23 protein-coding genes are annotated in these 26,287 nt (G+C 67.5%); 9 read left to right on the forward strand and 14 right to left on the reverse strand.

Annotated features, from left to right (window positions below):
- Positions 1-7 precede the first annotated feature (7 nt).
- Entirely contained in the window at positions 8-616 is a 609-nt protein-coding gene (locus OG226_RS41490) for an NADPH-dependent FMN reductase (protein ID WP_329351917.1), read from the forward strand.
- 282 nt (positions 617-898) lie between these two features.
- Positions 899-2,002: an FAD-dependent oxidoreductase gene (locus OG226_RS41495; RefSeq protein WP_329351918.1), complete on the forward strand. Its 1,104-nt coding sequence runs from the start codon at positions 899-901 to the stop codon at positions 2,000-2,002.
- A gap of 125 nt (positions 2,003-2,127) precedes the next feature.
- Here the strand turns inward: OG226_RS41495 and OG226_RS41500 are convergent, their stop codons facing one another.
- Positions 2,128-2,886: an IclR family transcriptional regulator gene (locus tag OG226_RS41500; protein WP_329351919.1), complete on the reverse strand. Its 759-nt coding sequence runs from the start codon at positions 2,884-2,886 to the stop codon at positions 2,128-2,130.
- 370 nt (positions 2,887-3,256) lie between these two features.
- Here OG226_RS41500 and OG226_RS41505 point away from each other — a divergent pair, with 370 nt between their 5' ends.
- Positions 3,257-4,699, forward strand: a complete 1,443-nt coding sequence (locus tag OG226_RS41505) for a carotenoid oxygenase family protein (protein ID WP_329351921.1) — start codon at positions 3,257-3,259, stop codon at positions 4,697-4,699.
- A gap of 261 nt (positions 4,700-4,960) precedes the next feature.
- On the opposite strand, the gene OG226_RS41510 is transcribed toward OG226_RS41505, so the two are convergent.
- From OG226_RS41510 to OG226_RS41525, 4 genes are read right to left on the reverse strand one after another with little or no spacing between them, the layout of a single operon-like run.
- Positions 4,961-5,749: an IclR family transcriptional regulator gene (locus tag OG226_RS41510; protein WP_329351922.1), complete on the reverse strand. Its 789-nt coding sequence runs from the start codon at positions 5,747-5,749 to the stop codon at positions 4,961-4,963.
- A gap of 43 nt (positions 5,750-5,792) precedes the next feature.
- Complete coding sequence (locus tag OG226_RS41515; protein ID WP_329351924.1) at positions 5,793-6,635, reverse strand: fumarylacetoacetate hydrolase family protein; 843 nt, start codon at positions 6,633-6,635, stop codon at positions 5,793-5,795.
- The gene (locus tag OG226_RS41520; RefSeq protein ID WP_329351925.1) at positions 6,632-8,416 is read right to left on the reverse strand and encodes a bifunctional 3-(3-hydroxy-phenyl)propionate/3-hydroxycinnamic acid hydroxylase; all 1,785 of its coding nucleotides are present in this window, start codon (positions 8,414-8,416) and stop codon (positions 6,632-6,634) included. Before OG226_RS41520 ends, OG226_RS41515 begins: the two co-directional genes overlap by 4 nt.
- A gap of 44 nt (positions 8,417-8,460) precedes the next feature.
- Entirely contained in the window at positions 8,461-8,955 is a 495-nt protein-coding gene (locus OG226_RS41525) for a VOC family protein (RefSeq protein WP_329351926.1), read from the reverse strand.
- 575 nt (positions 8,956-9,530) lie between these two features.
- On the opposite strand from OG226_RS41525, the gene OG226_RS41530 reads away from it, so the two are divergent.
- The 3 genes from OG226_RS41530 (at position 9,531) to OG226_RS41540 (ending at position 14,838) form a co-directional block, all read left to right on the forward strand.
- On the forward strand, positions 9,531-10,769 hold the full coding sequence (locus tag OG226_RS41530; protein WP_329351927.1) for a sensor histidine kinase: 1,239 nt from the start codon (positions 9,531-9,533) through the stop codon (positions 10,767-10,769).
- On the forward strand, positions 10,766-11,440 hold the full coding sequence (locus tag OG226_RS41535; protein ID WP_329351929.1) for a response regulator transcription factor: 675 nt from the start codon (positions 10,766-10,768) through the stop codon (positions 11,438-11,440). Before OG226_RS41530 ends, OG226_RS41535 begins: the two co-directional genes overlap by 4 nt.
- 182 nt (positions 11,441-11,622) lie before the next feature.
- Positions 11,623-14,838, forward strand: a complete 3,216-nt coding sequence (locus tag OG226_RS41540) for an efflux RND transporter permease subunit (RefSeq protein WP_329351930.1) — start codon at positions 11,623-11,625, stop codon at positions 14,836-14,838.
- A gap of 520 nt (positions 14,839-15,358) precedes the next feature.
- Here the strand turns inward: OG226_RS41540 and OG226_RS41545 are convergent.
- The 8 genes from OG226_RS41545 to OG226_RS41580 form a co-directional block, all read right to left on the reverse strand.
- Entirely contained in the window at positions 15,359-16,543 is a 1,185-nt protein-coding gene (locus OG226_RS41545; protein ID WP_329351932.1) for an FAD-dependent monooxygenase, read from the reverse strand.
- 29 nt (positions 16,544-16,572) lie between these two features.
- The gene (locus OG226_RS41550) at positions 16,573-17,493 is read right to left on the reverse strand and encodes a fumarylacetoacetate hydrolase family protein (protein ID WP_329351933.1); all 921 of its coding nucleotides are present in this window, start codon (positions 17,491-17,493) and stop codon (positions 16,573-16,575) included.
- A 44-nt stretch (positions 17,494-17,537) separates the two neighbouring features.
- The gene (locus tag OG226_RS41555; protein ID WP_329351935.1) at positions 17,538-18,608 is read right to left on the reverse strand and encodes a cupin domain-containing protein; all 1,071 of its coding nucleotides are present in this window, start codon (positions 18,606-18,608) and stop codon (positions 17,538-17,540) included.
- Positions 18,609-18,726: 118 nt separating this feature from the next.
- On the reverse strand, positions 18,727-19,629 hold the full coding sequence (locus tag OG226_RS41560; RefSeq protein WP_329351937.1) for a MarR family winged helix-turn-helix transcriptional regulator: 903 nt from the start codon (positions 19,627-19,629) through the stop codon (positions 18,727-18,729).
- Positions 19,630-19,727: 98 nt separating this feature from the next.
- Positions 19,728-19,895 (reverse strand): hypothetical protein, encoded by a 168-nt coding sequence (locus tag OG226_RS41565; protein ID WP_329351939.1) that lies wholly within the window; start codon positions 19,893-19,895, stop codon positions 19,728-19,730.
- A gap of 377 nt (positions 19,896-20,272) precedes the next feature.
- Positions 20,273-20,482, reverse strand: coding sequence for a hypothetical protein (locus OG226_RS41570; protein WP_329351941.1), 210 nt, complete (start codon positions 20,480-20,482; stop codon positions 20,273-20,275).
- A 96-nt stretch (positions 20,483-20,578) separates the two neighbouring features.
- Positions 20,579-22,183: an MDR family MFS transporter gene (locus OG226_RS41575; RefSeq protein ID WP_329351942.1), complete on the reverse strand. Its 1,605-nt coding sequence runs from the start codon at positions 22,181-22,183 to the stop codon at positions 20,579-20,581.
- Between the two features lie 71 nt (positions 22,184-22,254).
- Positions 22,255-22,866 (reverse strand): TetR/AcrR family transcriptional regulator, encoded by a 612-nt coding sequence (locus OG226_RS41580; RefSeq protein WP_329351944.1) that lies wholly within the window; start codon positions 22,864-22,866, stop codon positions 22,255-22,257.
- Between the two features lie 168 nt (positions 22,867-23,034).
- On the opposite strand from OG226_RS41580, the gene OG226_RS41585 reads away from it, so the two are divergent.
- On the forward strand, positions 23,035-23,238 hold the full coding sequence (locus OG226_RS41585) for a hypothetical protein (RefSeq protein ID WP_329351945.1): 204 nt from the start codon (positions 23,035-23,037) through the stop codon (positions 23,236-23,238).
- Between the two features lie 234 nt (positions 23,239-23,472).
- Here the strand turns inward: OG226_RS41585 and OG226_RS41590 are convergent, their stop codons facing one another.
- Entirely contained in the window at positions 23,473-24,303 is an 831-nt protein-coding gene (locus OG226_RS41590; RefSeq protein WP_329351948.1) for an IclR family transcriptional regulator, read from the reverse strand.
- A gap of 162 nt (positions 24,304-24,465) precedes the next feature.
- Here OG226_RS41590 and OG226_RS41595 point away from each other — a divergent pair, with 162 nt between their 5' ends.
- Both OG226_RS41595 and OG226_RS41600 read left to right on the forward strand, forming a co-directional pair.
- Complete coding sequence (locus OG226_RS41595) at positions 24,466-25,353, forward strand: SDR family NAD(P)-dependent oxidoreductase (protein ID WP_329351949.1); 888 nt, start codon at positions 24,466-24,468, stop codon at positions 25,351-25,353.
- Position 25,354: 1 nt separating this feature from the next.
- Positions 25,355-26,248 carry an SDR family NAD(P)-dependent oxidoreductase gene (locus tag OG226_RS41600; protein ID WP_329351950.1) on the forward strand — a complete coding sequence of 298 codons (894 nt, stop codon included), beginning with the start codon at positions 25,355-25,357 and terminating at the stop codon, positions 26,246-26,248.
- Positions 26,249-26,287 lie beyond the last annotated feature (39 nt).

The following is a 26,287-nucleotide window of genomic DNA, read 5'->3' on the forward strand; positions in this document are numbered from 1 at the left end:
CCCCCCAGTGCCGAAACTTCACGTCGTCATCGGCAGTACCCGTCCTGGCCGTCTGGGACTTCCCATCGGACAGTGGGCGGCGGAAGCCGCCGGCAGTCACGGCGGCTTCGATGTCGAACTCGTCGACCTGGCCGAGGTCGGGCTCCCGCTGCTGGATGAGCCCATACCGCCGCGGATGGGGCACTACACCCAGGAGCACACCCGTGCGTGGAGTGCCACGGTGGAGGAGGCCGATGCCTTCGTCTTCGTGACGCCCGAGCACAACTACGGCCCACCTGCCTCGCTGCTCAATGCCCTTTCCTTCCTGCACCGGGAGTGGCTGTACAAGCCGGCCGCGTTCGTCAGCTACGGCGGTGCGGGGGCAGGGCTGCGCTCGGTGCAGGTTCTCAAGCAGGTCCTGACAACCCTGAAGGTGATGCCGGTTCCGGAGGGCGTGGCGATCCCGTTCGTCTTCCAGCTGGTGCAGGACGGAGCCTTCCGGCCCAGCCCGCAGCACGAGACGGAATCCACGGCCATGTTCGACGAGCTGCTGCGGTGGACCGACGCTCTGCAGAACCTGCGCAAGGACCCGCCGGCGCCGACTTTCGCGATGCCGCCGGCGCCCTTGGCTCCGTAGCTCCGGAGCCGACGGACGGTGTTGACGGCTCGGCCGCTGCCGTATGCGTGCTGCCCGGAGCGTCATCAACCCTCCTGCTCTTCATGTCCCGAGTTGCAGGACGTATGCAGCGATTAATAGGACACTCGCTTGCGGGGCGTTAGATGTCAAGAGGGCGAAGGCGGGCGCTGGGGGCTCGCGATGGCGGGTCCCCGGACCGTGGTGTCCGACGCTCACGTTGCCGGAACGAACCGGCGGCCCGCCCCGCCGGCGGGACCTGACACAACCGAACTGGAGAAGCGCGTGACCACTGGACGAACAGCAGCCACCGTCGCCGTCGTCGGAGCGGGTATCGGCGGGCTCGCAGCCGCGATCAGTCTGCGTCGGGAGGGCTTCCGGGTCGAGCTGTACGAACAGGCTTCCAGCATGCGGGAAAACGGGACGGTCATAGGGAACCGGTCGCGGACGGTGGACATAATCCACAGTTGGGGGCTCAGGGACGCCTACGAACCGCTCACACTCCAGATCCGCACTATTCGGATGGTCAGTGGCGAGACGGGGGAGTACCTCGGTGAGATCGAACTACTCGACGAGGACGAGGATCCGGCGGACGCCCGACACCATGTCATCCGCCGCCAGGACCTGCAGCGGTTGCTGGCCTCGCAGCTTCCCGCCGAGTCGATCCATCTGTCGCACAGGTGCGAGACCATCGTCGACCACGGGAACCGGGTCGAGATCCGTTTCACCGACGGAAGCGTCGCCCACGCCGATGCCGTCGTCGGCGCCGACGGCATCCACTCGGTGGTCCGCCGGTTGCTTCATTCCGACAGGCCCGTCTACTGCGGCATGCACAGCTATCCCGGTGTGGTGGAGGCGGACCGAGTGCGTGATCTGATGCCGGAAGGTGCCACGTCCCTCATGTGGCAGCGTACGCAGGGGGTCGGCGCCTTCATCGCGATGACCGCACACCAAGGCAAGTACGTGGGCTTCGACGCGGTACTGCCCGTCGCCGAGGCCGGCGACGACTCATGGCGGACCACCATTCCGCGCGACGAACTGGTGGAAAAACTGGACGGGTTCCACCCCGACGTGCTGGAGATCGTGCGGCGCAGCACCGACACCGAGGTGATCGCGTTCGGCATGCACGATCGCGAGCCGATCCATGACTGGACCAGCAACCGCATCACTCTGCTCGGCGACGCCGCGCACCCGATGCTGCCGGCCGAGGGTCAGGGTGCCAACCTGGCCATCCAGGACGGCGCCGCCCTCGGTGAGTTCCTCCGCGGTGCCGACGCCGACGGCATCCCCGCCGCACTACGCCGCTACAGCGACGCGCGTGCCCCGATTGCGGCTGCGATCCAGCAGAGGTCACGGGATCTTTCTCCGTTCAGCCGGTTGCAGAACTGACCGGCACGCAGCGCGGCCCCAGGGTGGCCCGGCAACGTGGCCAACAGGTCGCGTCGCCGGGCCGCCTTCGACATGGGCCGACGCGGCGTGCCTACCCTCGCCAGGCGCGGGTGGAGGCACGCGGCTCAGGGAGAGAGGTGACGGCCGCGAAGCTCCCGCTGGATGAGTGCGGCCGCGTCGACCAGTGGGCCTACGACCTCCACGATCTCCGATCTGGTGGACAGTCGGGGGGCGGCGGCGACGACGCTGACCGACGCGACCGATTCGCCGCTCGCTGTCATGATCGGCGCACTGAGCCCGTTGACCCCGCGCTCGCTCTCGCCGATCGATGTGCCCCAGCCACGCGTTCGGATCGTGTCCAACTGGCACATGAGGGTGCCCCAGTGAGTGATCGTGCGGTTGGTGGCCCGTGCCAGGCTGCGTCCGGGATACCGATGGGCCAGATCCGTCGGAGAGCAGAATGCGAGCATGACCTTGCCGCCCGCTGCGGAGTGCGCGGGGACAACCCTGCCCAGGCGCGAGGCGAGCGGGCGCGTACCGCCGCCCTCCAGGGATGCGACGAACCGTACCGAACGGCCTTCGAGGATCCCCACGCTGGTGGTGAGCTCCAACTGCGCCCGCAGGTTGCTGAGGATCGGCGCGACCATGTCGTGCACGCTCGCGACCGAGGCCATTCGCAACGCCACCTCGTGCAGGGCCGGACCTGCGACATAGCGACTGCCGGAATGTTCCTGGCGCACGTAGCCGGCGGCTGTGCAGTTGGCCAGGACGCGGTGTGCGGTGGAGCGCGGTATCTGAAGCTCGCTCGCCAGCTCGGCCAACGCCACACCGCCGCGCTGTGCGACGAGTTGAACGGCTCGGAGTGCCATTTGTCCCGAGTTCACGTCGAATCCCTCCTTGGCGGCAGGGGCGCTGGAACACCCTACGGATCGAGCCGCTAAGAGCGATGGTCCGGGTGTCGTGTCCCTGGTCGGAGCTTGACGGTCATGGGATGGACGGTTCCGTCCTTCGGTACGCCACGCTACGCTAATGTTGCAGTGACTGCAGTATTTGCATGTCATGCAATCAACTGTACGGTTGCACTGAGGGTGTGGAGATTCGAGCCCACTCGCGGCACATGTGCTGTCTCAGCCCCCGCCGCGAGCTCCTCGGAATGCCGCGCGCTGGCGTGGCCCCTGGTCGCGATGTCCAGGCGTGAAGCCGCGCCCTTCGCCAGACAACCGAGGACTCATAGGAGAAAGCGAGAAGGCGCGTATGTGGGACACGGACAACATGTTTCTCAACGGCCCGTTCGCGCCGTGGCGCGAGGAAGGTGAGGCCTTCGACCTGGAAATCGAGGGCGAGCTGCCGCGCGAGCTCAACGGCGTTCTGTACCGAACCGGGTCGAACCAACACTTTCGGCCGCCGGACCCCGACCGCTACCACTGGTTCGAAGGCACCGGCATGATCCACGCGGTCTTCATCCGTGACGGCCGCGCCACCTACCGCAACCGCTACGTCCGCACCGAGGCGCTCAAGCTGGAGATGCGGGAAGGAGGGCCAGTGCTGGGGGGCATGATGCGCGGCGGCGACCTCGCGGACCTGCCTGAAGGCGCGCCCATGTTCAGGGATCCCGCCAACACTCACGTGACCCTCTTCAACGACCGACTGTTGGTCTTCTCCGCGGACCTGCCGCACGAACTGCGGCCCGACACCCTGGAGACCGTGGGCAGGTACGACTTCCATGGCGGTCTCACCAGCCCGGGGCCGGGGCCGATGGGACTCACGCCGCACTTCAGGATCGATCCGGGCAACGGCGACTTGCTCTTCTTCGTCTCCATGGGCAACGACATGACCTGGTATCGGGCTGACCGGTCCGGCAAGCTGTGCGACGTCCACCACTTCGACATGGGTGTCCCGAGCTGGATCCACGACTACGTGGTGACTCCCGACTACGCGATCTTCCTGATCTACCCGATGTTCTTCCGGATAGAGAACGCCGTGAACGGACTGCCACCCCTGATCTGGGACACGGACACGCTCGAAACCTGCCGCTTCGCGGTGCTCAACCGTCACACCGGCGCGGTTCAGTGGATCGACGCCCCCGACGCCTTCGCCCCGACCCACTTCTTCAACGCCTACCAGGACGGCTCGAAGGTCATTGTCGACGGCGAGCGCGTTCCCACCATGGGCACACTCTTGCAGGACGTCGACTCGTCGGCGTCAGCCAAGGAAGACATGAAGGCCGGCACCGTGTGGCGGTGGGAACTGGACCTCGAACGCGGCGTCGTCGGCGGTGGCGCGGTCACTGACGTGGGTTCCGGGTTCCCGCGGATCAACGACCAGCTTGCCGGCCTGCGGCACAACTTCGGCTACTTCGCCAGCAACCGCGGCCTCAACGAGTGGATCACCGACGGTGTGGCCAAGGTCGACTTCACCAGCGGGAAAACCGAGGTGCAGTCGCTCGACGGTGTGGTCACTTCGCCCAACGAACCGGTGTTCGTGCCGCGCGAGGGCGCCACGGCAGAGGACGACGGCTGGATCCTGACGATCTGGTGGGACCCGACCACCGACCGCAGCGAGGTGGTCATCCAGGACGCCCGGGACTTCACCGCGGCACCGGTCGCGCGGATCAAGCTCAACCACCGGGTGCCGCTGGGCTTCCACGGAAGCTGGGCCTCCGCCGCCGAACTGGATGCCGCAGTCCGTCAGGGCTGACCGGAGTGACTCTCGCCCCGGGGCCGGGGCTGGACGGAGGACCGCATCACGGAGACAGCCGAGGGCCATCAGGACCGCAGTCGGCGGTCCTGATGGCCCTCGCGCTGAGGCCGACGTCCGTCGGCGGAGGATGCGGAGCTGCCACGCAGTTGAGAGGTGCGGCAGCCACTTGGTGGTCCGGTCCTGACCGACGACCCGACCAGGCCTCTGGCCCGTCGGCCGCGCAGACGCGAGGGGCCTCCGCAGGCCTGGCCACGGGTGTCAGCCTCCGACAGTGATCAGCCGGTCGCCGATCTCCTGTGCCGTCTCCCTGACCTTCCGGGCAAGCTCCGCCTCGGCCTCGGGGAACACGCGGGAGGCCAGGGCCGCGATGCTGACCGCTGCCACCACTTGCTGCTGCTCGTCCCGGACGGGAGCGGCGATGCCCAACACCTCGGGGTCGAGCTCGCCACGGGTGACCGCATAGCCGGCCCGCCGGATGTGGGTCAGCCGCTTCATAAGGGTGTCGACGTCCGTGAGGGTGGCGGGAGTGAAACGGCGCAGGTCCGTGGATTCCAGAAGCTGCCTGGCCTCTTCTTCGGGCAGCCAGGCCAGCAGGACGAGCGCCGCCGCGCCGGCGTTGAGGGGGAGTGTGCTGCCCCGCTCGTAGGAGATGCGCACGGCACCCGTCGCGGCTTCCGCCCGGTCGACGCACACGACGAGTTCCCCGGTTCGCCGTGTCAACAGAACCGTCTCGCCCGCGTCGTCGGCGAGCGCCGCCATCACCGGAAGCGCGACTTCCGACAGGCCGTAGCTGCGTCGCGCCAATCGGGCGATCTCCAGGACGCGCAGCCCGAGACGGAAGCCACCTCCCGGAGCCTCTTCCAGGAAGCGGCTGCTCACGAGGCTCTGCACGTAGCGGTAGGCGGTTGAGCGGGCTACGCCGAGCCGTTCGGCGACGGCGCTGCCGGAGATGACGAGCTGGGTGTCCGTGAACATGAGGAGAATGTCCAAAGCTCGGTCGGCCGTGGAGTTGCGCTCACGGTAGCTGGGGGACCCTGATCCTGACATGCGAGACACCTTAACTTGTCGGAGACCGCGGCGCGCCCCTGCCTCACAACTCTTCTCTGGCCACGATGTTGCGCAGTTCGCCCACCCCTTCGACGACGGTGACGAGTTCCTGCCCCGGCTGGAGGAAGACCTTGGGATCACGGCCGGCACCCACACCTCCGGGGGTGCCCGTGGCGATCAGGTCGCCGGGCTGCAGCGTGATGATGGTGCTGACGTACGCGATGATCGAGGCGACGTCAAAGAGCAGGTCCGACGTGTTGGACTTCTGCATGGTGTGACCGTCGACGCTGCAACTGATCGCCAACCCCGAGGCGCCGCGCGGCAGTTCGTCCGGGGTGACGAGCGAGGGACCCACCGGAGTGGTGGATTCGAAGGTCTTGCCGGACAGGAACTCGCGAGTGCGGTGCTGCCAGTCCCGGACGGTGACGTCGTTGACGACGGTGTACCCGCCGACGTAGGCCAGAGCCTTGTCCGCGGTCACATGACGTGTGCGGTGGCCGATCACGACCCCGAGTTCCGCCTCCCAGTCAAGTTTGTCGCTGACCGTCGGCATGACCACGTTGTCGTTGGCGCCGACGAGGGAGCCGTCGTACTTGGCGAAGAGGGTCGGATGGGCCGGGGTCAGACGGCCCATCTCCTTTATGTGCGTGGCGTAGTTGAGGCCCAGGCACACGATCTTGTTCGGGTGAGGGATGACTGGAGCGAGCGAGGCGGTGCCGAGGGGGATGCGCTCACCGCCCTCGGCGGCTGCCCGTTCGGGCCAGTCGTCGCCGCTCGCCAGGAGCTCGCCGACGTCGGAGTACGGCAGCAGCACGAGCTCGTCTCCTTCCAGGCGTGCTGCGGCGGTACCGCGCTGGTTGGGCAGGCGGACTGTGCTGAGCCTCATCGGGGCCCTCCTTGAGTCTGGGGAACACTCTTGGTGCCGGGTCCGGCGACGGGGCGATCGGGTTGGGCCGTTTGCTGACCGGCGTTCTTATGACCGATCCATGTGGAGTGTTCCGTCGGCGGAACACATGGGTCAGCGCTCGGCCGCGGCGCGAACCGGCCCAGGCTGTGAGAGACGCGGTCACTCTGGTCGGGCTCGAACACGGCGGCGATCAGCCGGTCAGGGCGCACGAGCACGAAGCGGCCGTCAAGTCCGCCGAAGGCGGCGTCCAGTCGGCCGTCGGCGTCGGCTATGCCGGTGCGTCCAGGATGGTCACGAGGGGCGCGGTCGTTGAGGACGACGTCCACGCGGGTACCGGCAGGGAGACCGGCGCGGGCGGCGGCGGCCCAGTCGGCGTCGGTGAGACCTACACCCAGCAGGCTCCAGCCACGGCCCAGTACGTCGTCGAGCCAGGTGACCCGGTGGTGCGGGCCGTGGAGGACACGAGGCTGCGGAAGCGCTCTGCCGATCGGCGACTGGGCCTGGCCGTCCAGGGGGGCCACCGCGCCCGAGCGTATGCGGATGTTCGGCCGGTAGCGCATCTCGGTGAGGTACCGGCGTCCCCAGGGCGTGTGCATGGCGATGCGTACCAGCAGATCGCGGAGGTGTGCCCGGAGACGGCTGGTCGTCATCACGATGAGGCCGAGCCGGACTGAGAGGTTGATCACCGCTTGAGCGTGTGGGCGGCGCTCACTGTCGTAGGTGTCGAGCAGTGCGTCCGATGCCCGTCCGCCCAGGACGTCGGCGATCTTCCAGCAGAGGTTTGCCGCGTCCCGCACGCCGGAGTTGAGTCCCTGACCGGCGAACGGCGGCATCATGTGTGCGGCGTCGCCCAGGAGGAAGCAGCGTCCGTCGCGCAGGCGATCGGCCAGCAGTGCGTGGAACGTGTACGTCACGGAGCGCTCGACCTGGTCCGGGGTGATCTCGCGGTACGGCCGCAGCAGTTCGCGCACCAGCTCGAACGGTGGCGGATCACCGGGCTTTCCCTCCCCGGGGTGCAGCAGGAACTCGTAGCGGCACCGACCGGCGCCGCCCGGGACGATGACCGTGGGACGGCGTGGTTCTCCGCGGTGCATGCCGTAGCGCTGGTCGTGCGGATCCCCCAGGGTGTCGGCGACCAGCCACATGTCGGGGAAGGATTCCCCCTGCATGGGGATGGACAGCAGCTCCCGGACGGTGCTGCGGCCGCCATCGCAGCCCAGGACGTACGAGACGTCCAGGTACTCGGTGGGTCCCTTCTCCTGGCTCGGCCCCACTCCGACCCTGACGTGGTCGTCGTGTTGCTCCAGTGAGAACAGCTCTGTGGCGAAGCGGGTATCGACGCCGGAGCGACGCCGCAGCTCCTCAAGCAGCACCCGTTCAAGGTCGGGCTGGGCGAAGGAATTCTTGAACGGGTGCCCGAAGCGCTGGTCGCCGGGGCCGCGGGCGTGCACAAGGCCCCGGCCGTCGGCGCCGAAGTACTTCGTTCCGGTACCGGGCACGATGATTGGGTAGACCGCGTCTGAGACGCCGGCTGATTGCAGGGTGCGCAGCGATTCGTCGTCCAGGCTGATGGCCTTTGCATCGTCGCTGGTGGTCGGATTGCGCTCGACGAGCAGGACGCGTACGCCGAGCGAGCCGAGGAGATGGGCCGCCGTGAGTCCCGTGGGACCGGCGCCGACCACGAGGACGTCGGCTTTCATCGGGCCGGCGGAGGGGGGTCTGTGCCGGGGGTCCTCGTGCGGTGTCAGTGGCTCGCTCATGGGCGGGACTCCATTGGTCTACGGCGAGTGCGGGGCAGGGTGGGCTAGTGGACCGGCTGGTATGCGGGGCCGCCCTCGGTCAGCAGCCGCTCCGCATCGGCGAGGATGTCGGCGGGGTCCTGGTCGAGGTTGAGGGACTTGCGGAACGGCTGCGGTACGTCGCGATCCACCCGCAGGTACACCTCGTTGCGGTTGCCCTCCGGGTCGAAGAAGTAGATGCCGATCGCGTTGCCGTGGGTGACTTCCTGCTGCACCTTGATGCCCTCGGTACGGAACCGGTGGTGGAATTCGACGATCGACTCCAGGGAGTCCACCCGCCACGAGACCTGATGGGTGAGCTTGGCGCCGGGGGCGGCCGTCCGGCCGAGCTGGAGAACGAACTCGTGGTGCTCCTCCTCGGGGCGTGCGGAGAGGAAGACGATGCCTCGTGCGGCGTCCTCGTCGGTGACCGTCAGGCCCAGGACCCGCGTGTAGAAGTCGCGCATCGTGGCAAGGTCGTCAACCCAGAAGCCGGTGTGACCGAGACCAGTGATCGCCATTATATGTCCCTCTTCTCAGGATTGGAGTTTCGCTTTATAGGACTATAGGCAAGCGATGGTGAGGGCGTCTACCGACAGCAGCGTGAGATGTCCAGACTTGCGTCGGCGAACCCTGCCTTTATGTCCTGCCATGTAGGATTAGATCTGCAAAATAGAACAAATCGCTGCGGTGTGCTCCTCGGCACCTCCTGAGGGCCGGATCTCCTCCGGCGAGTGGATCCATGGTTCGGGGGGACTGTCCGTCGATCGAACCGGCGACGGCGAGGAACTGGCCGGACTGGGCGAGGCACGCAGGGCGACGTCGCCACAGTCGTCGAACGGGCTGTGCAGGTCGGCAACTTCGGCAGCGGCTCCCGCCGTGGGGTGCTACCGCCAACATGGATGCCTTCACGGAGCAGCAGCGGGTCACGCTGTGCGGCGAACTCCCGCGTCGTTCCTTCTGGTGTCCTTCTTCGCGGCCTTCAGAGACGACGGCAGTGCTAGGGCCCGTGTCCATCGCCTACCGCGATCGCGGTAGTGGTCAATGCCACGTTCAGGCGACGAGCGAGGGCTACACCGGTGCCTACGCTGCAACCATGACAACCAGTGGCCGATGGGGCCGGGTGACTTACCACGCCCGCAAGGCAGGGCGTGTTCGACTGCGCGAGCCAGCCCTCATAGGTGGCGTGATCGTTGTGTCCATACTGTCCGCGTTTGGCGATCCGGTCGCCGGGGGCCTACGACGACCGGGTGCCCTGGGTATCGCCTTCGCGGTCGCGTATGGCACGGTCCTACTGGCCCGGCGGCGTGCGCCGATGATGACAGTCGCCGGCCTGTCGGCCCTGACCTTTGTCCATCAGGCGTGTGGTGGCACCCCCACGCCCGCACTACCTGCCCTCATGGTCAGCTTGCACGGTCTGGCGCTTCGCATGGGACGGCGACCGGCGCTGATCGTCGCCGCTCTCGTCGCCACCAGCACGGTCGTGGCAGCGACGCTCTTTCAACCGGGGCCGGTGTTGGGGCCGCAGCGGGTGGGCGCCGTGGCGTGGATCGGGCTGGCCACCGCGGTCGGCGACGCCGTCCGTAACCGTCGCGCCTACGTGCGGGCACTGGAGGAACGAGCCGATCGCGCCGAACGGACCCGTGAGGAGGAGGCCGCCCGCCGGGTGGCAGCTGAACGGATGCGTATCGCGCGCGAGTTGCATGACGTTGTCGCCCACGAACTGACCCTCATCAATGCGCAGGCCGGGATCGGCGTTCATATAGGACGGAACGACCCGTTCCAGATGGCCGAGCTGCTCACCGCCATCCGCGACGGGTCGAAGGGAGCACTCGGCGAGCTGCGCGCCATCGTGGGGCTCCTCGCGCAACCGGAGGAGGCTGCGGCACCGCTGGAGCCCGCTCCCGGGCTGGGCAGGCTCGACGATCTGGTGCTCTCGTTCGAGCGGGCAGGCCTAACGGTGGAGGTCCTCCGTCAGGGCGAGGGATATTTCATCCCCGCGGCCGTGGACGTGACCGGCTACCGGATCATTCAGGAGGCACTGACCAACGTGCGCAAACACGCCGGGGTGGACACCGCACGAATCGGAATCGACTTCCGCCATGATTCCTTGTCCATCACGGTGGACAACGAAGGGCTCGGCGGACGACGTCCACCGAACGGGGGCGGGACGGGCCGCGGTCTGGTCGGGATCCGGGAGCGGGTGGCGGCCGTCGGCGGCATCGCCGAGATCGGTATACGACCGCAGGGCGGGTTCTCTGTGGTGGCCCGGCTGCCACTGAGTCGAACCGTGAGTGCGCAACCCGTGGGCGAGGAACACAAGGACCTCCCATGACGATTCGCGTCCTGCTGGCCGACGACCAGGCCCTGCTGCGTGGCATGCTGCGGCGGCTCCTCGACAACACGCCCGGCATGGAGGTGGTGGGTGAGGCAGCGGACGGTGCCGAAGCCGTCGCCCTGGCGGGTGCACACCACCCCGACGTGGTCCTGATGGACATCCGGATGCCCGGCACGGACGGCATCGAAGCGACCCGGACGATCACCGCAGATCCGAACCTCACCGGGGTGAAGGTGTTGATCCTCACGACGTTCGAGGTCGACGAGTATGTCGCTGAGGCGATCGGCGCCGGAGCCCGGGGGTTCATCGGCAAGGGCACCGATCCGGAGGAGCTTCTGGACGCCATCGAGACGGTTGGCGCGGGCCGGCCCCTCCTGTCGCCGGCCGCGACGGCCGCCCTCATGGCCCGCTTCCGGGTGGGATCGACCCGGACCTGGGACACGGAGACGCGGCTGCTGGAGGAATTGACACCGCGGGAGCGGGAAGTGCTGACGCTGCTGGCGACCGGGCTGACCAATGACGACATCTCCGAGCGATTGGGGCTCAGCCGACACACGGTCAAGACGCACCTCAACCGTGCCATGGCCAAGCTCGGCGTCAGCGAGCGCGCTCAACTTGTGACCATCGCCTTCGAGAGCGGTCTGGTACGGCCCGGCGAGACACCGTGAGTCTCCGCGGACGCGGTACTCGACCCGCCGGATAACGCGACCGCGGTACGCGGAAACCACCGCGGCCGGGCGACGACGGCCGACGGGGCAGGCGGGCAGGGTGGGACACACCGTCCCGGGAACCCCATGGCCCGGGGCGGTTCCTCTTCTTCCGTCCCACCGCAGAAGTGAGACCCTCCAGAATGTCCTGGCTGTCCAGGCTGAGCCTCGCTAATCGCAAGCTGGCCGCCCTCATCGCATTGATCGTCATCGCCCTGGCGACCTACGCAGTGCCGTCCCTCAAGCAGCAGCTGCTGCCCGACCTGTCCTTTCCCGCGATCACCGTGACCGCCACCTATCAGGGCGCGTCCCCCGACGTTGTCGAGGACCAAGTCGCCAAGCCCATCGAGGACGCGGTGAAGAGCGTCGACTCGGTGCAGTCGATGACCTCCACCTCGCGGACGGGCTCGGCGACAGTGCTCCTGCAGTTCGACTTCGGCGTCGACACCGACACGAAGGCGAGCGAGGTGCAGCAGGCCCTCGACAAGGGCACCGTGAACCTCCCGGACGGCGTCGACCCCCAGGTCGTCACCGGCGGCACCGGCGACCAGGCCACCATCACTTTGGCCGCGACCTCCGACGCGGACCAGCAGCAGCTCGCCGATGACCTGTCGGACAAGGTCGAACCTGAGCTGAAGACCGTCGACGGCGTGAACCAGGTCACCGTGTCCGGAGAAACTGACCAGGTCGTTTCCATCACGCCCGACTCCGACAAGCTTGAGGAAGCGGGCCTGACCGTTCAGTCGATCAAGACTGCGCTGACCTCGAACGGCAGCACGGGCGCCGGCGGCTCCGTCGACTCCGACGGCAAGAGCCTGAGCATTGAAGTCGGTGGTTCCATCACCTCGGTGCGGCAGGTCGAGGACCTGTGGCTGACCGCGTCGTCCGGGTCGGGTGCCAGTGCTGCGTCCGGCTTGGGCTCAGCCCTCACGGGAGCCGTCGGAAGCACCGGCACAACGTCCGCCGGCTCGGGTTCGCAGGACCCGGTGCAGCTCAAGGACGTTGCCTCGGTGAAGGTCCAGGACGCCGAGGCGACGACACTGACGCGGACCAACGGCCAGGCCAGCCTGGGTATTTCCGTCACCATGGACCACGGCGGCAGCTCGGTCTCCATCTCCGACGACGTCCGTGCCAAGATCCCTGGCCTGGAGAAGTCCCTCGGCCACAACGCGAAGCTCACGGTCATCTCCGACAACGGTCCGCAGGTGAGCAAGTCGGTGAACGGCCTCGTCGAGGAGGGCGCCCTCGGGCTGCTCATGGCGATCCTCATCATCGTCCTGTTCCTTCGTTCGATCCGTTCCACACTGGTGACGGCGGTTTCCATCCCCCTGTCCCTGCTCATCGCGCTCATCTCGCTGTGGTACGAGGACTACTCGCTCAACGTCCTCACGCTGGGCGCCCTGACCATGGCCGTCGGCCGGGTCGTGGACGACTCGATCGTGGTCCTGGAAAACATCAAACGCCACCTCGGATACGGCGAGGAGAAGCGCGCCGCCATTCTCACCGGGGTACGCGAGGTATCGGCCGCAGTCACGTCCTCCACACTCACCACGGTCGCGGTTTTCCTGCCGATCGGCCTGGTGAGTGGCATCGTGGGCGAACTGTTCTCCTCGTTCTCCGTCACGGTGACCGTCGCGATGCTCGCCTCGCTGGTGGTGTCCCTGACCATCGTGCCCGTCTTGGCTTACTGGTTCCTCAAACCCCCCAAGGAGGCTGTGGGCAAGGACCCGGAACAGTTCCGCGCGCTCGTCGAGGACGAGGAGCGCAACGGACGTCTGCAGCGCATGTACGTGCCTGTCATCGAATGGGCCACCCGGCGCCGGAAGACCGTTCTCGGCCTCGCCGCGGTGCTGCTCGTGGTGACGTTCAGCATGGTCTCCGGGCTGAAGACCAGCTTCCTCGGCGATTCGGGGTCGGATTCCCTCAGCGTTACCCAGACGATGCCGGCCGGGACCAGCTTGAACGGGACCAACCAGGCCGCGAAGAAGGTGGAGGGCGTGCTGTCCGGTGCGGACGGCGTCGACTCTTATCAGGTCACGATCGGCTCGTCGGGCGGCTTCATCGCATCGACCTCGGTGTCGGACAGCGCCACCTACAGCATCGCCCTGACGGACAGCGCCGACTCCTCCACGGTGGAGGACACCCTGCGTGAGAAGTTCGACAAGCTCAAGGGTGTGGGCGACCTGACTTTCAGCGCGAACACCGGCTTCGGCACCAGCAGCGATGTTGAGGTCACTCTCAAGGGCGACGACGACGCGGCACTGAGCAAGGCCACTGCCAGCGTCGTTAAGGCGCTGAAGACGGTCGACCAGGTCACCGCGGTCACGAGCGACCTCTCCCAGGAGGCACCTCAGATCACCGTGCGGCCTAAGGGCGAGGAGACGTCAAAGCTCGGGCTGACCGAAACGAGCATCGCTTCGTCGGTTGCCGAGGCGGTCCAGGGTTCCACGGTCACCCAGATCACCGTCGACGGCACGCAACGCGATGTGGTGCTCAAGACGACCTCCAACGCCCCGAACTCCGTCAGCGAACTGCGCGCGCTGAAGATCTCCACGTCTTCCGGTGATGTTCGGCTGGACAAGGTCGCGACAGTCACGCAGACCGAAGAGCCCGTCGAGCGTGCCCGTGTCGACGGCACCGAGTCCGTCACCGTCTCGGGGACCCCGGTCGGAGACAACACCGGCGCCGCGAGCACAGCGGTTGAGGACGCGGTGAAGAAGGCGGCCCTCCCCTCGGGCGTCACCTACGAGATGGGCGGTGTCACCTCCAGCCAGAACGACGCCTTCAGCCAGCTCGCCCTGGCGATCGTGGCGGCCATCGCCATCGTTTTCCTGGTGCTGGTCGCGGTGTTCCGCAGCATCCGCCAGACCCTGATCCTGCTGGTGTCGATCCCCTTCGCCGCCACGGGTGCCATCGCTCTGCTGCGAGCCACCGACACCCCGTTGGGCGTCGCGGCCCTGATCGGCCTGCTCATGCTCATCGGCATCGTGGTGACCAATGCCATCGTGCTGATGGACTTGATCAACCAGTACAGGGCCCGGGGCATGGGCATAGAGGAGGCGGTCCGAGAGGGCGGCAGCCGTAGGCTGCGGCCCATCCTGATGACGGCGCTCGCCACCATATTCGCGCTGGCTCCGATGGCACTCGGTATCACCGGCTCGGGCGGCTTCATCTCCAAGCCCCTCGCCGTGGTCGTCATCGGCGGACTGTTCAGCTCCACCCTGCTGACGCTCATCCTGATCCCGACCCTCTACACGATGGTCGAGACCCGGCGGGAGCGCCGTGCCGACCGCCGGGCCAGGCGGAAGCAGGCCCCAACTCCCAAGACCGAGGAGGCAGTGCTCCAGCCACAGGCCTGACAAAGGCGGCCTGACACGGGCTCGACTCCGGATCCGCCGGAGACTGAATGTACGGTCGGCCGCATGCCAACGGAAGGCATGCGGCCGACGCGTGGGCCAGGGGTTGCCGGGGATGATGATCAGGGCTCGCGGGGGCGTTGTAAACGCGCGCCCCCGCCTGGCTTAAATGGTGCCGTCCGCCAGGCCTGCCGAGGTCCCGCGAGCACGAAGCCGGCCAACACGTCGGTCTTGAACTGCTTCAGCTCCTCCGTCGAGACCGGACCACGGAACCCGCGCAGGTCGTGAAGGCTGCCCGAGCCTCCTCGCCTTTGCCCCGATCGCAGATCGATCGGACGGCGTGAGAACGCTTTAAGAGTCCTGAAGCTACGTCACCGGATCAAAGAGCACTCCAGGGAGGCCGAACACCCTGGCGACGGGGGACAAGGACTCAGCAAGGCTCAGGGGAACTCACGGGATGTCACACCGCGCTTCGTCCCAGGTCGGGCAAAGGCCCCGGTACTGGTGTGGAGATCTGACGAGGTCACACGGCGGCCGGGAGGTACAGCCAGTCCGTGTGGGTGTAGTCGTCGTCGGCGCGACTGGTGAGGATGTGGTTGCGCAAGGTTCTGCCGATGCCGTCTATGTGCCAGATCTCGCCCCAGCTCCGGGCGGTGGTCTGGCACTGGGCGGCCCGGGGCACCCGCTCCTGCTCGTACGCGGCGAGGACCTTGGCGTAGTCGTCACCATGTTCTGCGAATCCGCGCCCAAGGGCCTCGGCGTCCTCCAGGGCCTGACAGGCGCCCTGCCCCAGGTACTGGAGCATGGGGTGGGCCGCGTCACCGAGGAGGGCTACCCTGCCGATGGTCCAGCGGTCGAGAGGTTCGCGGTCGTACGTCTTCGCGTGCCGGCCGCGGTCGACGAGTGCCACGCCGCGGCGCACTTCGCCGCACGCGGTGGCGAAGCGGGCATCCAGTTCCGCGGGGCCGCCCCAGTCCTCTTCGCCCCGCTGGAAGGCGTCGCTGCGGAACACGGCGACGGTGTTGTACAGCTCGCCACGTCGGATCGGGTACTGGATCATGTGCATTCCGGGCCCGATCCACAGCACCACGTTGTCGCCGTCGATACTCGCACCGATGTCGTCCACCGGCATGGTGCCGCGGTAGGCGGCATACCCGGAACACACCGGATCGTCGTCGGAAAGCAGTTTGCGCACACGGGAGTTGAGACCATCTGCGCCGATCACGGCGTCCGCTTCGTAGATGCATCCGTCGGCGCACTCGACACGCACGACGCCGCTGCTGAGTTCATGGACGTCGGTGACCGTCCTGCCGTTCTCCAGGGCGATCAGGTCGCTGGCCCGGCAGGCGTCGAGCAGGATGTCGAGCAGGTCGCTGCGGTGCATCACCGCGTACGGTGCCTGGTAGCGCTTGCGGAAGGCGGGACCGAGGTCGAGTGAGGTCAGGTACGTCCCGGTGACGGCGTCCATGAAGATGCCGCGCTCAGGGAAGACGGCGATCTCCTCAATGCGCTCGTACAGGCCCAGGTTCGTGAGGACCCGGACGGCGTTGGGGCCGACCTGGAGGCCGGCACCGATCTCGGTGAAGGCGGGGGCGCGCTCCAGCAGGCGGACCGGCCGCCCGGCGCGGGCGGCGGCGAGAGCCGTGGCCATGCCACCGATGCCGCCGCCGATGACGAGCAGCCCCGCTCGTTGAGTATGGGTGGCCATGGGTCTCCGTAAGCCTCAGAGGTCGCAGGTCACTTGCTGCGCTCGGGGGCAGGCGGCGGCACGGGCCCGCGGCTCGCCCCTCCGGTCGGGCAGGGCACAGCGCCCTCGCTGGTCACTTCCACGGACAGGCGCCCGATGCCACCCACGGTCAGCTCGACACTGTCGCCGTCCGCGATCGGGGCGACGCCGGCAGGGGTGCCCGTCGTGACCACGTCACCGGGCTCCAGCACGGTGACGGTGGAGGCGTACGCGAGGAAGCGCGCCGCCGACCAGATCAGGTCCCGGGTGTTGGCCTTCTGCCGAAGCTCGCCGTTGACGGTCAGCTCCAGCTCCACGTCCTCGGGCGAGCCGAGTTCGTCCGGGGTGACGATCCACGGCCCCAGCGGGGTGAAGGTGTCGAAGGACTTGCGGGTGGAGCGGTCCTCGCCGCCACGCATGGTGATGTCCATCAGGCCCGTGTAGCCGAAGACATGGTCCAGGGCCACTTCCGGGGTGATGTGGCTGGCGCGGCGGCCGACGATGAGCGCGAACTCCGCCTCGTGGTCGAAGCGCCGGTCCGTGTAGGGCAGGCGGACCGTGCCACCGGGGTCGAGGATCGAGGACGGCGACTTGAGGAAGAAGCCGAGCGCGCTGATATGGGAGGCGACGTTCATCTCGGACTGGTGGTCGCGGTAGTTCACCGGCGCCGCGACGATTTTCGTCGGGTCGGTGACGGGGGCCAGCAGCCGGACGTCGTCCAGCGGACGTCCCACACCCTGGCCCAGTTCGGCGACCAGCTTCTCCAGCAGCGGCCGTACCGCGGTGAAGTGAGTGATCAGCCTCCGGGTGAGGCTGTGGGGGGCCCGGTACGGGGACGCGGCGAGTTGAGCGGTGATCTGGTCGGTGACGTCGAGGACGCGGTCGTGGACGACGACGCCAATACGGTCGTCGTCGAAGCGTGCGATGCGCATGGGGTCTCCTGGCTGGTCAGCGGTGGGCGTGGGGGAGAGGTGGCTCAGTCGCCCCTGGTCTCGGTCCGGTACAGGGCCAGGGCCTCCAGGACGGGGGTGTCGCTGACCGAGAAGAGGTCCATTGGCTCGTCCGCGAGCACACGTACAGAGGTCCACGAGGGGATCGCGACCAGATCGCCGGGGGCGAGGGAGTGCAGGACGCCGTCCAACTCGACGGCGCCCGCGCCGCGGAAAACCGCGACCAGCGCCGAACCGGTGTGCCGCTCTGCCGGGGCGGTGTGCCCGGGCAGATAGCGGTGCATCTCGCACCGCATGGTGGGCATCACGTCCCGCCCATTAGTGGGATCGGCGAAGCGGACGTGCGCGTGCCCTGTCCGCTCGGCGCCCGTGCCCGCCTCTGCGAGCTGCCCTGCGAGGGCCCGGTCGGTGTCCGCCCACTGGTAGCGCAGCAGCGGGGAGTGGGCAGGGGCGGGCGCGGAGGCACCGCCGGGCAGCAGGCCCGGCCCGCCGCCGAACCGGATCTCCGACGTGGAGCGTTCGGCGGTCCCCGACGGGGCCGGACGTCCTTCGCCCGGTTCGAAGAACATCGCGTCCAACGCCTCGACGAGTGGCAGGTCCAGCGCGTCGAACCAGGTCATCGGCGTGTCACCGGGGTTGTGGTGCTCGTGCCAGGTCCAGCTCGGGGTGAGGATCAGGTCTCCGGCGGACATGTGCAGCGGGTCGCCGTTAACCAGTGTCCACACGCCCTCGCCGTCCAGTACGAAGCGCAGCGCGGCCGGTGTGTGGCGGTGGGCGGGGGCGGTCTCGCCGGGGCCGAGGTACTGCACGGCGCCCCACAGCGTGGCGGTCGCATAGGGAGCGCCGCCGAGTCCGGGGTTGCTCAGCGACAGCACCCTGCGGTCGCCGCCCCGGTCGATGGGGACCAGCTCGCCGGCCCGCTCGCCCAGCTCGCGCAGTTCCTCGCCGCGCCAGCGGTAGGGCACGGCCTGGACCTTCGGGGCAGGGGTGAGCAGTCCGCTCAGCTCCCACAGAGGCTGGAGGTCCTTGTCCGCGATGTCATCGTAAAAGGTGTTCAGGGAGGCGTCGTCGGGTGCGTCGAAACGACGTGTTGCCATTTTCGCTCCTCTTTCCTTGGTCTCTTACGGTCCTTGTGGGAAAACGAAGGAGACCGCCATATAGTTCGTGCAGTGACTAATTGAGGAGAAGGGTCGCACCCCGCTCCCGCTCAGAGCCCTATGCCTGGCTCATTCGTCCGAGCAGGCCGAGCAGTTCGTCGAGTTCGTCCGCTCGAAGGTCCTGCGTCAGCCTGCGCTGGACGTCCAGGACGGCGGGCATCACCTTGTACAGCACCTGGAGTCCTTCGTCCGTCAGGGTGAGCAGCTTGCGACGACCGTCGTGCGGGTCCGTCGTGCGCCGCACCTCACCGCGAGAGACGAGTCGCCTGACGATCTCCCCCGTCGGCGCCTTGGCCAGGGCCACGCGCGCGGCGAGTGTCGTTTGGTCTATGCCCGGCTCACGGGCGAGCCGGTAGAGCACGCCGTACTGCGGAGAGGTCAGTCGTGTGCCCACGGCATCCGTCCAGTACCGGGTGTGCTGCTGCTGGGCGACCCGGATCAGGTGTCCGGGGATGTGCGAGGGGTCGGCGGGCAGGCCGATCAGCACCACCGCGGGTGCTGTGGAGATCCAGGCGCCGGGAGCGACACCGGCGACCGTCCGCATGAGGTGCAGGAACCGGCCGGCCTCCTCCGGGCTCAGAGCCGCGCTGAGATGCAGTTGTACCTGGGCGACCCACGGGGCCAGATCCAGAAACGCGGCTCTGCCCTCGTCGGTGAGCCGGAGCGCATTGCGGCGGGCGTCGTCGGCGGCCCGCTCGCGGGCGACCAGGCCTGCCTGATCCATCCGGGTCACGAGCTCCGCGACGGTGGCCTTGTCCAGGCTCAGCGCCTCGCAGAGGGTGCGCTGGTCGATACCCGGACGCATCCGCAGGCGATGCAGTACGGCGAACTGCGGCGAGGTGTACCCGTCGGGCACCAGTTCCTGCCACAGTCGGTTGTGGACCTGCTGCGCCGTGCGCACCAGACCGCCCGCGGCGAAGACCGCCTCGTCCGGGATCGTGCCTGCCGGACCGGGTACCACTGCCCCACACCCTTCTGTCCCGCGCTCGCCGGCTGCGACGCCTACGTGAGCGGCAGGGTAGCGGGCCGGCCACGGGGAGAGCCGGGTGGTCGCACGCGTCATGGCGCGACCGCCCGTGGTGTACGACGTTCGGGGTCGGTCGTCCGGGCCAGGGTCCGCGGCCCCAGCTCCTCGCTGCGCGCCGCCGCGTGCCAGCCGCTGGCGGGCCAGCCGAGATTGGCGAACGAGTCGACAGCCTGGACTGGTAGCGCTGCGGTATGAGACATGGAGCGCCTCCTTGCCGTGTGTCGTCGTCGGGACACGGCCGCGCATTCACGATACGACAGTTCGTGCCATTACAACTATTGGTGGGCTGCGCTGCAAGTACGTCAACCCCGGGAACCTGGTGAAGAAAGGGTCGGGGGAATTCGGTACCGGCCGTATAGCAGGCCGTCGCATCTTTGGACTGCGGGGCCGGTCCCCTCGTCGGCGGCCCGCCTCGTCGTGGGCCTCCCAGGGTGTCCACCGGAGACTTCCCTTCACGCCCGCGCACAACGCGTTCGCCGTCCCCGATGAGCACATGGCTCCCATCGACTGCACATCCCGCTGCCAGCCCGGCTGAGCGGATCCCTTCACGGTGAAAGTGGCTGATGATGGAGCTGCGTTACGACACCTTCTTCGTCGGCGGAACGTGGACGACACCCAGCACGGAGCGCGCGATCGTGCCGGTCATGCCAGCACCGAGGAGCCGCTGGGCCGAGTGCCCGAAGGTGCCGAGGGAGACATCGACGCGCCGTGGCCGCCGCCCGTCGCGGGTCCGGCGAGCCAGGTGGTTTGAGGCGTTGGTACACCCGCCGAGAGCCTGCGTGGCCAAGCCCTGTTCGTGGTTGGTGACTTCGACGGTGCGGGCCGGACCATCGGGTTGCGGCGATGGGTCGGCTCTCGACCGGCCTACGGACCGGCGGAGGTGTTAGGTGCGGGTGGCCGTCCTGTCGCTTTCTTGTGACTGCGGTGGGGCGGCCGAGAGGCTGGCGCTCATGTCGGAGTTGGTGAGGGCGAGTTCCTTCTGCGGGAGGGCGAGGGCCAGCAGGACGCCGACGACCAACAGGGCGGCTACGTACCCGAAGATCGGGGTCAGTGCGTGCTGGTATGCGTCGATCACGGAGTCCTGGAGCTGTTCCGGCAGCGAGTGCACCAGTGAAGGTGTGAGGGAGTTGCTGTCGCCCAGGCCACTGACGGAGCTACTCGCCAGCCGGGCGGAGAGCTGGTCCGTGAGCCGTTGGGCGAAGGCCGCTCCGACGACCGCTGTGCCGATCGTGGCGCCGATCTCGCGGAAGAAGTTGTTGGCGGAAGTGGCTGTGCCTACCGCGCTTGTGGGGAACGCGTTCTGCACGGCCAGGACCAGGTTCTGTATGACCAGGCCGACGCCGGCGCCCAGCAGGAAGGTGTATCCGGAGACCACCGTCACTGGAGTGTCGACGTCCATCGTGGACAGCAGTACGGCGGTGATGGTCACCAGAAGTGAGCCGATGATCGGGTAGATCTTGTAGCGTCCGGTTCGACTGATCAACAGCCCGGAGGGGATGGCGGTGCCCATGAGGCCGAGGATCATGGGGACGAGCAGCAGGCCGGACTCGGTTGCGGAGACGCCGTACACCATCTGCAGGTAGGTGGGCAGATAGGCGACGACCACGAACATTCCGACGCCGACCACGATCAGGCCCGTCAGCGTGGCGATGTTGAAGATCCGGCTGCGGAACAGCCACAACGGGACGATCGGCTCCGCGGCGCGGCTCTGCGAGGAGAAGAACAGAATCCAGGCAACGACGGCGCCGACGGCCAGGCCGAGGACCAGCGGGTCCGTCCAGCCGTATTGGTTGCCGCCCCAGTCCGCCACCAGCACCGTGGCGGCGACGGCGACGGCCATCAGGGTGATGCCGAGATAGTCGATGGTGACCTTGCCGGACTTGCGCGGCGTGCGTAGGGCGAAGGCGCATACCGCGAGGGCGGCGGCGCCCACCGGCAGATTGATCCAGAAGCACCACCGCCAGGAGACGGTGTCGGTGAACCAGCCGCCGAGAAGCGGCCCGCCCACGGAGGAGAGGCCGAACACCGCGCCGAGCGGGGCCATGAACCGCGCACGTTCCCGCGGTGGAACGAGCTCGGCGATGATCGCCTGAGAAGTGATCATCAGACCGCCGCCGCCCAGCCCTTGAACAGCTCGACCGATGATCAGCATGGTCATGCTGGACGCGGCTCCGGCGAGTATCGATCCGGCGATGAAAACACCGATGCCGCCGAGGAGGAGTGCCTTACGGCCGATCAGATCCCCGAAACGGCCGTACAGGGGCATGCCGATCGTGGCGGCCATGATGTAAGCGGTGGTGACCCACGCCATGTGGTCCAGGCCGTGCAGTTCGCCGACGACGGTGGGCAGTGCGGTGGAGACGATCGTCTGGTCGAGAGAGGCGAGCAGCATGGTCGTCATCAGGCTGGCGAACAGCAGGCCGAAGCGCTGGGGCAGGGCCGAGGAGTCAGGCTGCTCTGCCTTCGTAGTGGGGGAGGGGTCGGTCACAAGATGCTCCAGAGGGGTGATGTCGTGCTGGCGGCCGAGGCATGGGGAACCGACGAGGAGCCATCCCGGGGTCAGGAGCCGAGGAGGGAGCGCAGCAAGGCCATCACGCGCTCCACGTGCGGCATCGGGCTGTCGTCCTGCTCCTTGGGGCCGTCGGCAACCCAGCTCTCCATACCGGTCCTGAGGGCGGTCATCGCCAGGGCGGCGATCAGGCGAGGTGACTCGTCCTGCGGCCGTTCCCCCGTGCGTGTTGCCACGGTTTCGGCCAAGTACTGCTCGAACGCCCCGAAGCTCGCCAACAGCGCGGCCAGTACGGGTGGGTACTCGCGGGCCAGCGAGAAGGTGGCGGAGAACTCGTCTCGCTGTGGTGGCTGCTCGGCCATGTCCCGCAAGAGCAGCGCGGTCAGTTCCGCCAGGACTTCGCGGGGGTGCGCGGGGCCGGCGGCGGTGAAGGCCTCGACCTCGTCGTCCGGCAGCTTCGGAGGCGCCTGGACGACGGCCGCCTCCTTGTTCGGGAAGTAGTTGAAGAAGGTGCGATGAGAGACGTCGGCCTCAGTGGTGATCATCTCTACGGTGACCTTGTCGAAGCCGTGTTCTGTCGCCAAGCGCAGTGCGGCGGCCCGGATCTCCTGCCGCGTTTCACGGCGCCTGCGCTCACGCAGTCCTTCTTTCCTACGAGTCATGCACTCCATGATTGCAGTCTGTGCATATTTTCTCAATATGCATACTTTGCAGAAAGTGCAATATTTGGTCATCGCGATGCTGCGCGAAGGCTGCGCCGCGGTTTTGTTCGGCGGCGGTTTCCCGCCTCGGACGGCAGCACGCGCCTGTGCGATTCTCGGTACTACGTCATGCGCTTCGCGATCCGGCTCAAGGGGCGGGGCAGCACGGACCGGGACGACGCGTCGGCGTCTGCCGGCTTCCGCGAGGTGGGCCCTCCCCGCTTCTCCGTGACGGCAGCGGTCGCCCCCTCGCCGGTGTCGTCGGAGGACGAGTTCTCTTTCGGGTTGGATCTCGACCTGCGCGGACTGCGGCAGCCGAGAGATGGCGAGTAACGGCGGGTTGGAGTGCCGGAGGGTGAGGGGGTCTTGACGGGGCCGTCGCGTCGTAGGGGCGGGGCAGACGATCGGACCGCTGCTGCGGCGAACATGCTGTCGCAGCGATCGGCGTCCCCGACGAGGAAGCGGTCGCAATCGATGTCAAGGCGCTGTGGGATCTGGCGAGTTCACCTGGGCGCGGCCCACTGCGATGGGCGGGTGATGGGTCGGTGTTTGCGGTGCCGCTCCCCGTCACGGGGGGCTCTGTGCGCTGCCTGAGTCGGTTTCGGACAGCATGTCGACCGAGGACAAGGACACGGCCTGCTCGCGTGCAGTGTTGAGCGCGGTGGTGATGTCTCGCTCGCGGTCCTGGAAGCGAATGGTGGGCATCGGGACACCCAGCGCTGCCAGAGTGCCGTACGGATCCTGGACAGCGATGGCGCTGGCGGAGATCCCGGGAGTGCTTTCTTCCCGATCGAAGGCGATACCGGTACGCCGAACCTTCGCGAGTTCGTCCAGAAATGCCGCCCGGTGCGTGATCGTCGCCGGTGTGAAGCGCGTCAGTCGGGCAGGTAGGACGCGCGCGACCTCGGCGTCGCTCAACTTGGCGAGGAGGGCTTTGCCGTTGGCCGTGCAGTGCAGCGGAATGGTGGTTCCCACCACCGACACGGCACGCAGGAGGTGTTGGCCCTCGATTGAATCGATGATCCGCAGTCGTCCGGGTTCCATGACCGCGAGGTCGACGGTTTCCCCAAGTGTCTGGGCGAGATGCTCCATCGCTGGTCTGAGATGTGCACGGACATCAGGTCGGCCGGCTTCGGCCACCCGCACCAGCTCGGGACCGATACGTACGCGACCGGTGGTTGACGCGGCGACGAGCACACCCTCGACCTCCATGGCGGAGACCAGTCGGTGAACCGTCGAGCGCGGCAGCCCGGTGTTTTCGGCGAGTTGGGAGAGGCTGAGTCCCTCCCTTTCTCCGGCGAGCGCCCGGAGCACCGCCACGGCGCGTCCGATGATCTTGATTCCGGCGTCGCCGCCGTCCCGCGAGGCGGGTTCCACATCTGAACTGTTGGACGTCACGTGCTCAGCATAGCGACCGTTGTACGGGACGGTGCTGTCCCGTGGCATGGGTATCGACGCTTGACGACTCCGACTTCCTCGGCTTCACTTGTCCTGCAACGCGGCATGGCTGTCCGAATATGCAGGACACGGTGAGGCGCTTGGCGAGGAGGTCATGCACAGATGAGGGATGTTGCAGGCAAGGTGGCGCTCATCACCGGAGCGGGCAGTGGCATCGGTCTCGGGATGGCGCAAGCGTTCGCGGAAAGCGGGATGAAGGTCGTCGTCACTGACGCCCGCGAGGATCATCTGGGCCACGCCCGTGAGTTCCTGAGCCCGACCGGCCACTCCTTTCACTTCATCCGTCTGGACGTCACCGATCGTGCCGGTTGGCTGCAGGCGGCGGATGAGGCCGAACGTATGTTCGGGCATGTCCACCTCCTGGCGAACAACGCAGGGATCAGCGCGTTCGGACGTATCGCCGAAGCGAACTATGACGACTGGGACCGAGTCCTCGGGGTCGACCTGGGAGGGGTGGTCAACGGTGTGCAGACCTTCCTGGGCAGGATGCTCGCGCACGGCCAGGGCGGACACATCATCTCCACGGCGTCGATGGCGGCGCTGACACCCTTGAGCAACTCCGGGATCTACTCGGTGGCCAAGCGCGGGGTGCTGGGCATGATGGAGGCGCTGCGCGCCGAGCTGCTCGATTCCGGCATCGGCGTGTCGGTCCTCTGTCCCGGACTGACGCGCACCGACACCTGGGGGAGCCGCCCCCAATTCCCGGCGAACGGGGAGGGCGGCCCGCCGATGGACGCAGGGATGGATGCGTTCGAGCTCGGGCGGCGTGTGCTTGAGGGGGTCCGCCGCAACGATATGTACGTGCTTACCCACGCCGAGTTCGGCGACGAGATCGCACGGTATTTCGAGCCCCTGCTCGTGGCCTGTGACGCCGCACCCGATCGAGCGATGGCGATGCCGGGCGGCGGACCGCCGCCCGGCATGGACGGCGCGGTCTACATGTTGGAGGGGCGAACCGGAAATCGCGGTCCGGCCGGGAGAGGGGCCTGAGGTGCGGGACTTCTCCGGGAAGGTCGCGTTCATCACCGGTGGCGCGTCCGGCATAGGCATCGGCATGGCGAAGGCTTTTTGCCAAGCGGGCATGAAAGTAGTCGTCGCGGATATCAGGGACGACCATCTGGCGGCGGCCGAGGAGACTCTGGCGCGATCGGGATCGGAGTTTCACCTGGTCAAACTGGACGTGGCCGATCGCGAGGCCTGGTCCCGTGCGGCTGATGAGGCCGAGCGGGTCTTCTCCCGGATCCACGTGTTGTGCAACAACGCGGGAATCGGCGTCCTCACCTCCATCGCACAGGCGACCTATGAAGACTGGGACTGGTTGCTGGGCGTCAATCTCGGTGGGGTGATCAACGGTGTCACCACCGTCCTGCCGCGCATCCGAGCGCACGGGGAGGCCGGCCATGTGATGGCTACGGCCTCGTCCGGCGGTATCGCGGTGGCCAGTCACGGCGGTGTTTATTCGACCACCAAATTCGGTGTCGTCGCGATGATGGAATGTCTGCGCGAGGACTTGTCAGCCGAGGGTATCGGCGTCACGGTGCTCTGCCCTGCGGCGGTCAATACGAATATTCACGATCACGCCGACATGCGACCGGAGCGATACCGCGGAGCCGGTGCCGAACTCGGGCCTCACGGCATCGGCATGGATCCCGACATGGTGAAGGGCATGCTCGCCTTCGGTAGAGATCCGTTGGACGTCGGTCGACAGGTATTGCACGCCATCCGTCACGACGAACCCTACGTTTTCACCGAACGCATGAACAAGGCGCAGATCGAGCTCCGGCGGGAGGCGATCCTCGCCTCGATGCCCGATGAGGAACCCGACCTCAAACGTCTCGCGGCCGATATGGCGATGCGCCGTGCCATTACCGAATTGCTCGGCTGAGCAGCGACTCACACTCCTTCTTTTCGGCCTGGCTCTCAT

This window comes from Streptomyces sp. NBC_01261, assembly GCF_036226385.1.
In the GTDB taxonomy this organism is placed as follows: Bacteria; Actinomycetota; Actinomycetes; order Streptomycetales; family Streptomycetaceae; genus Streptomyces.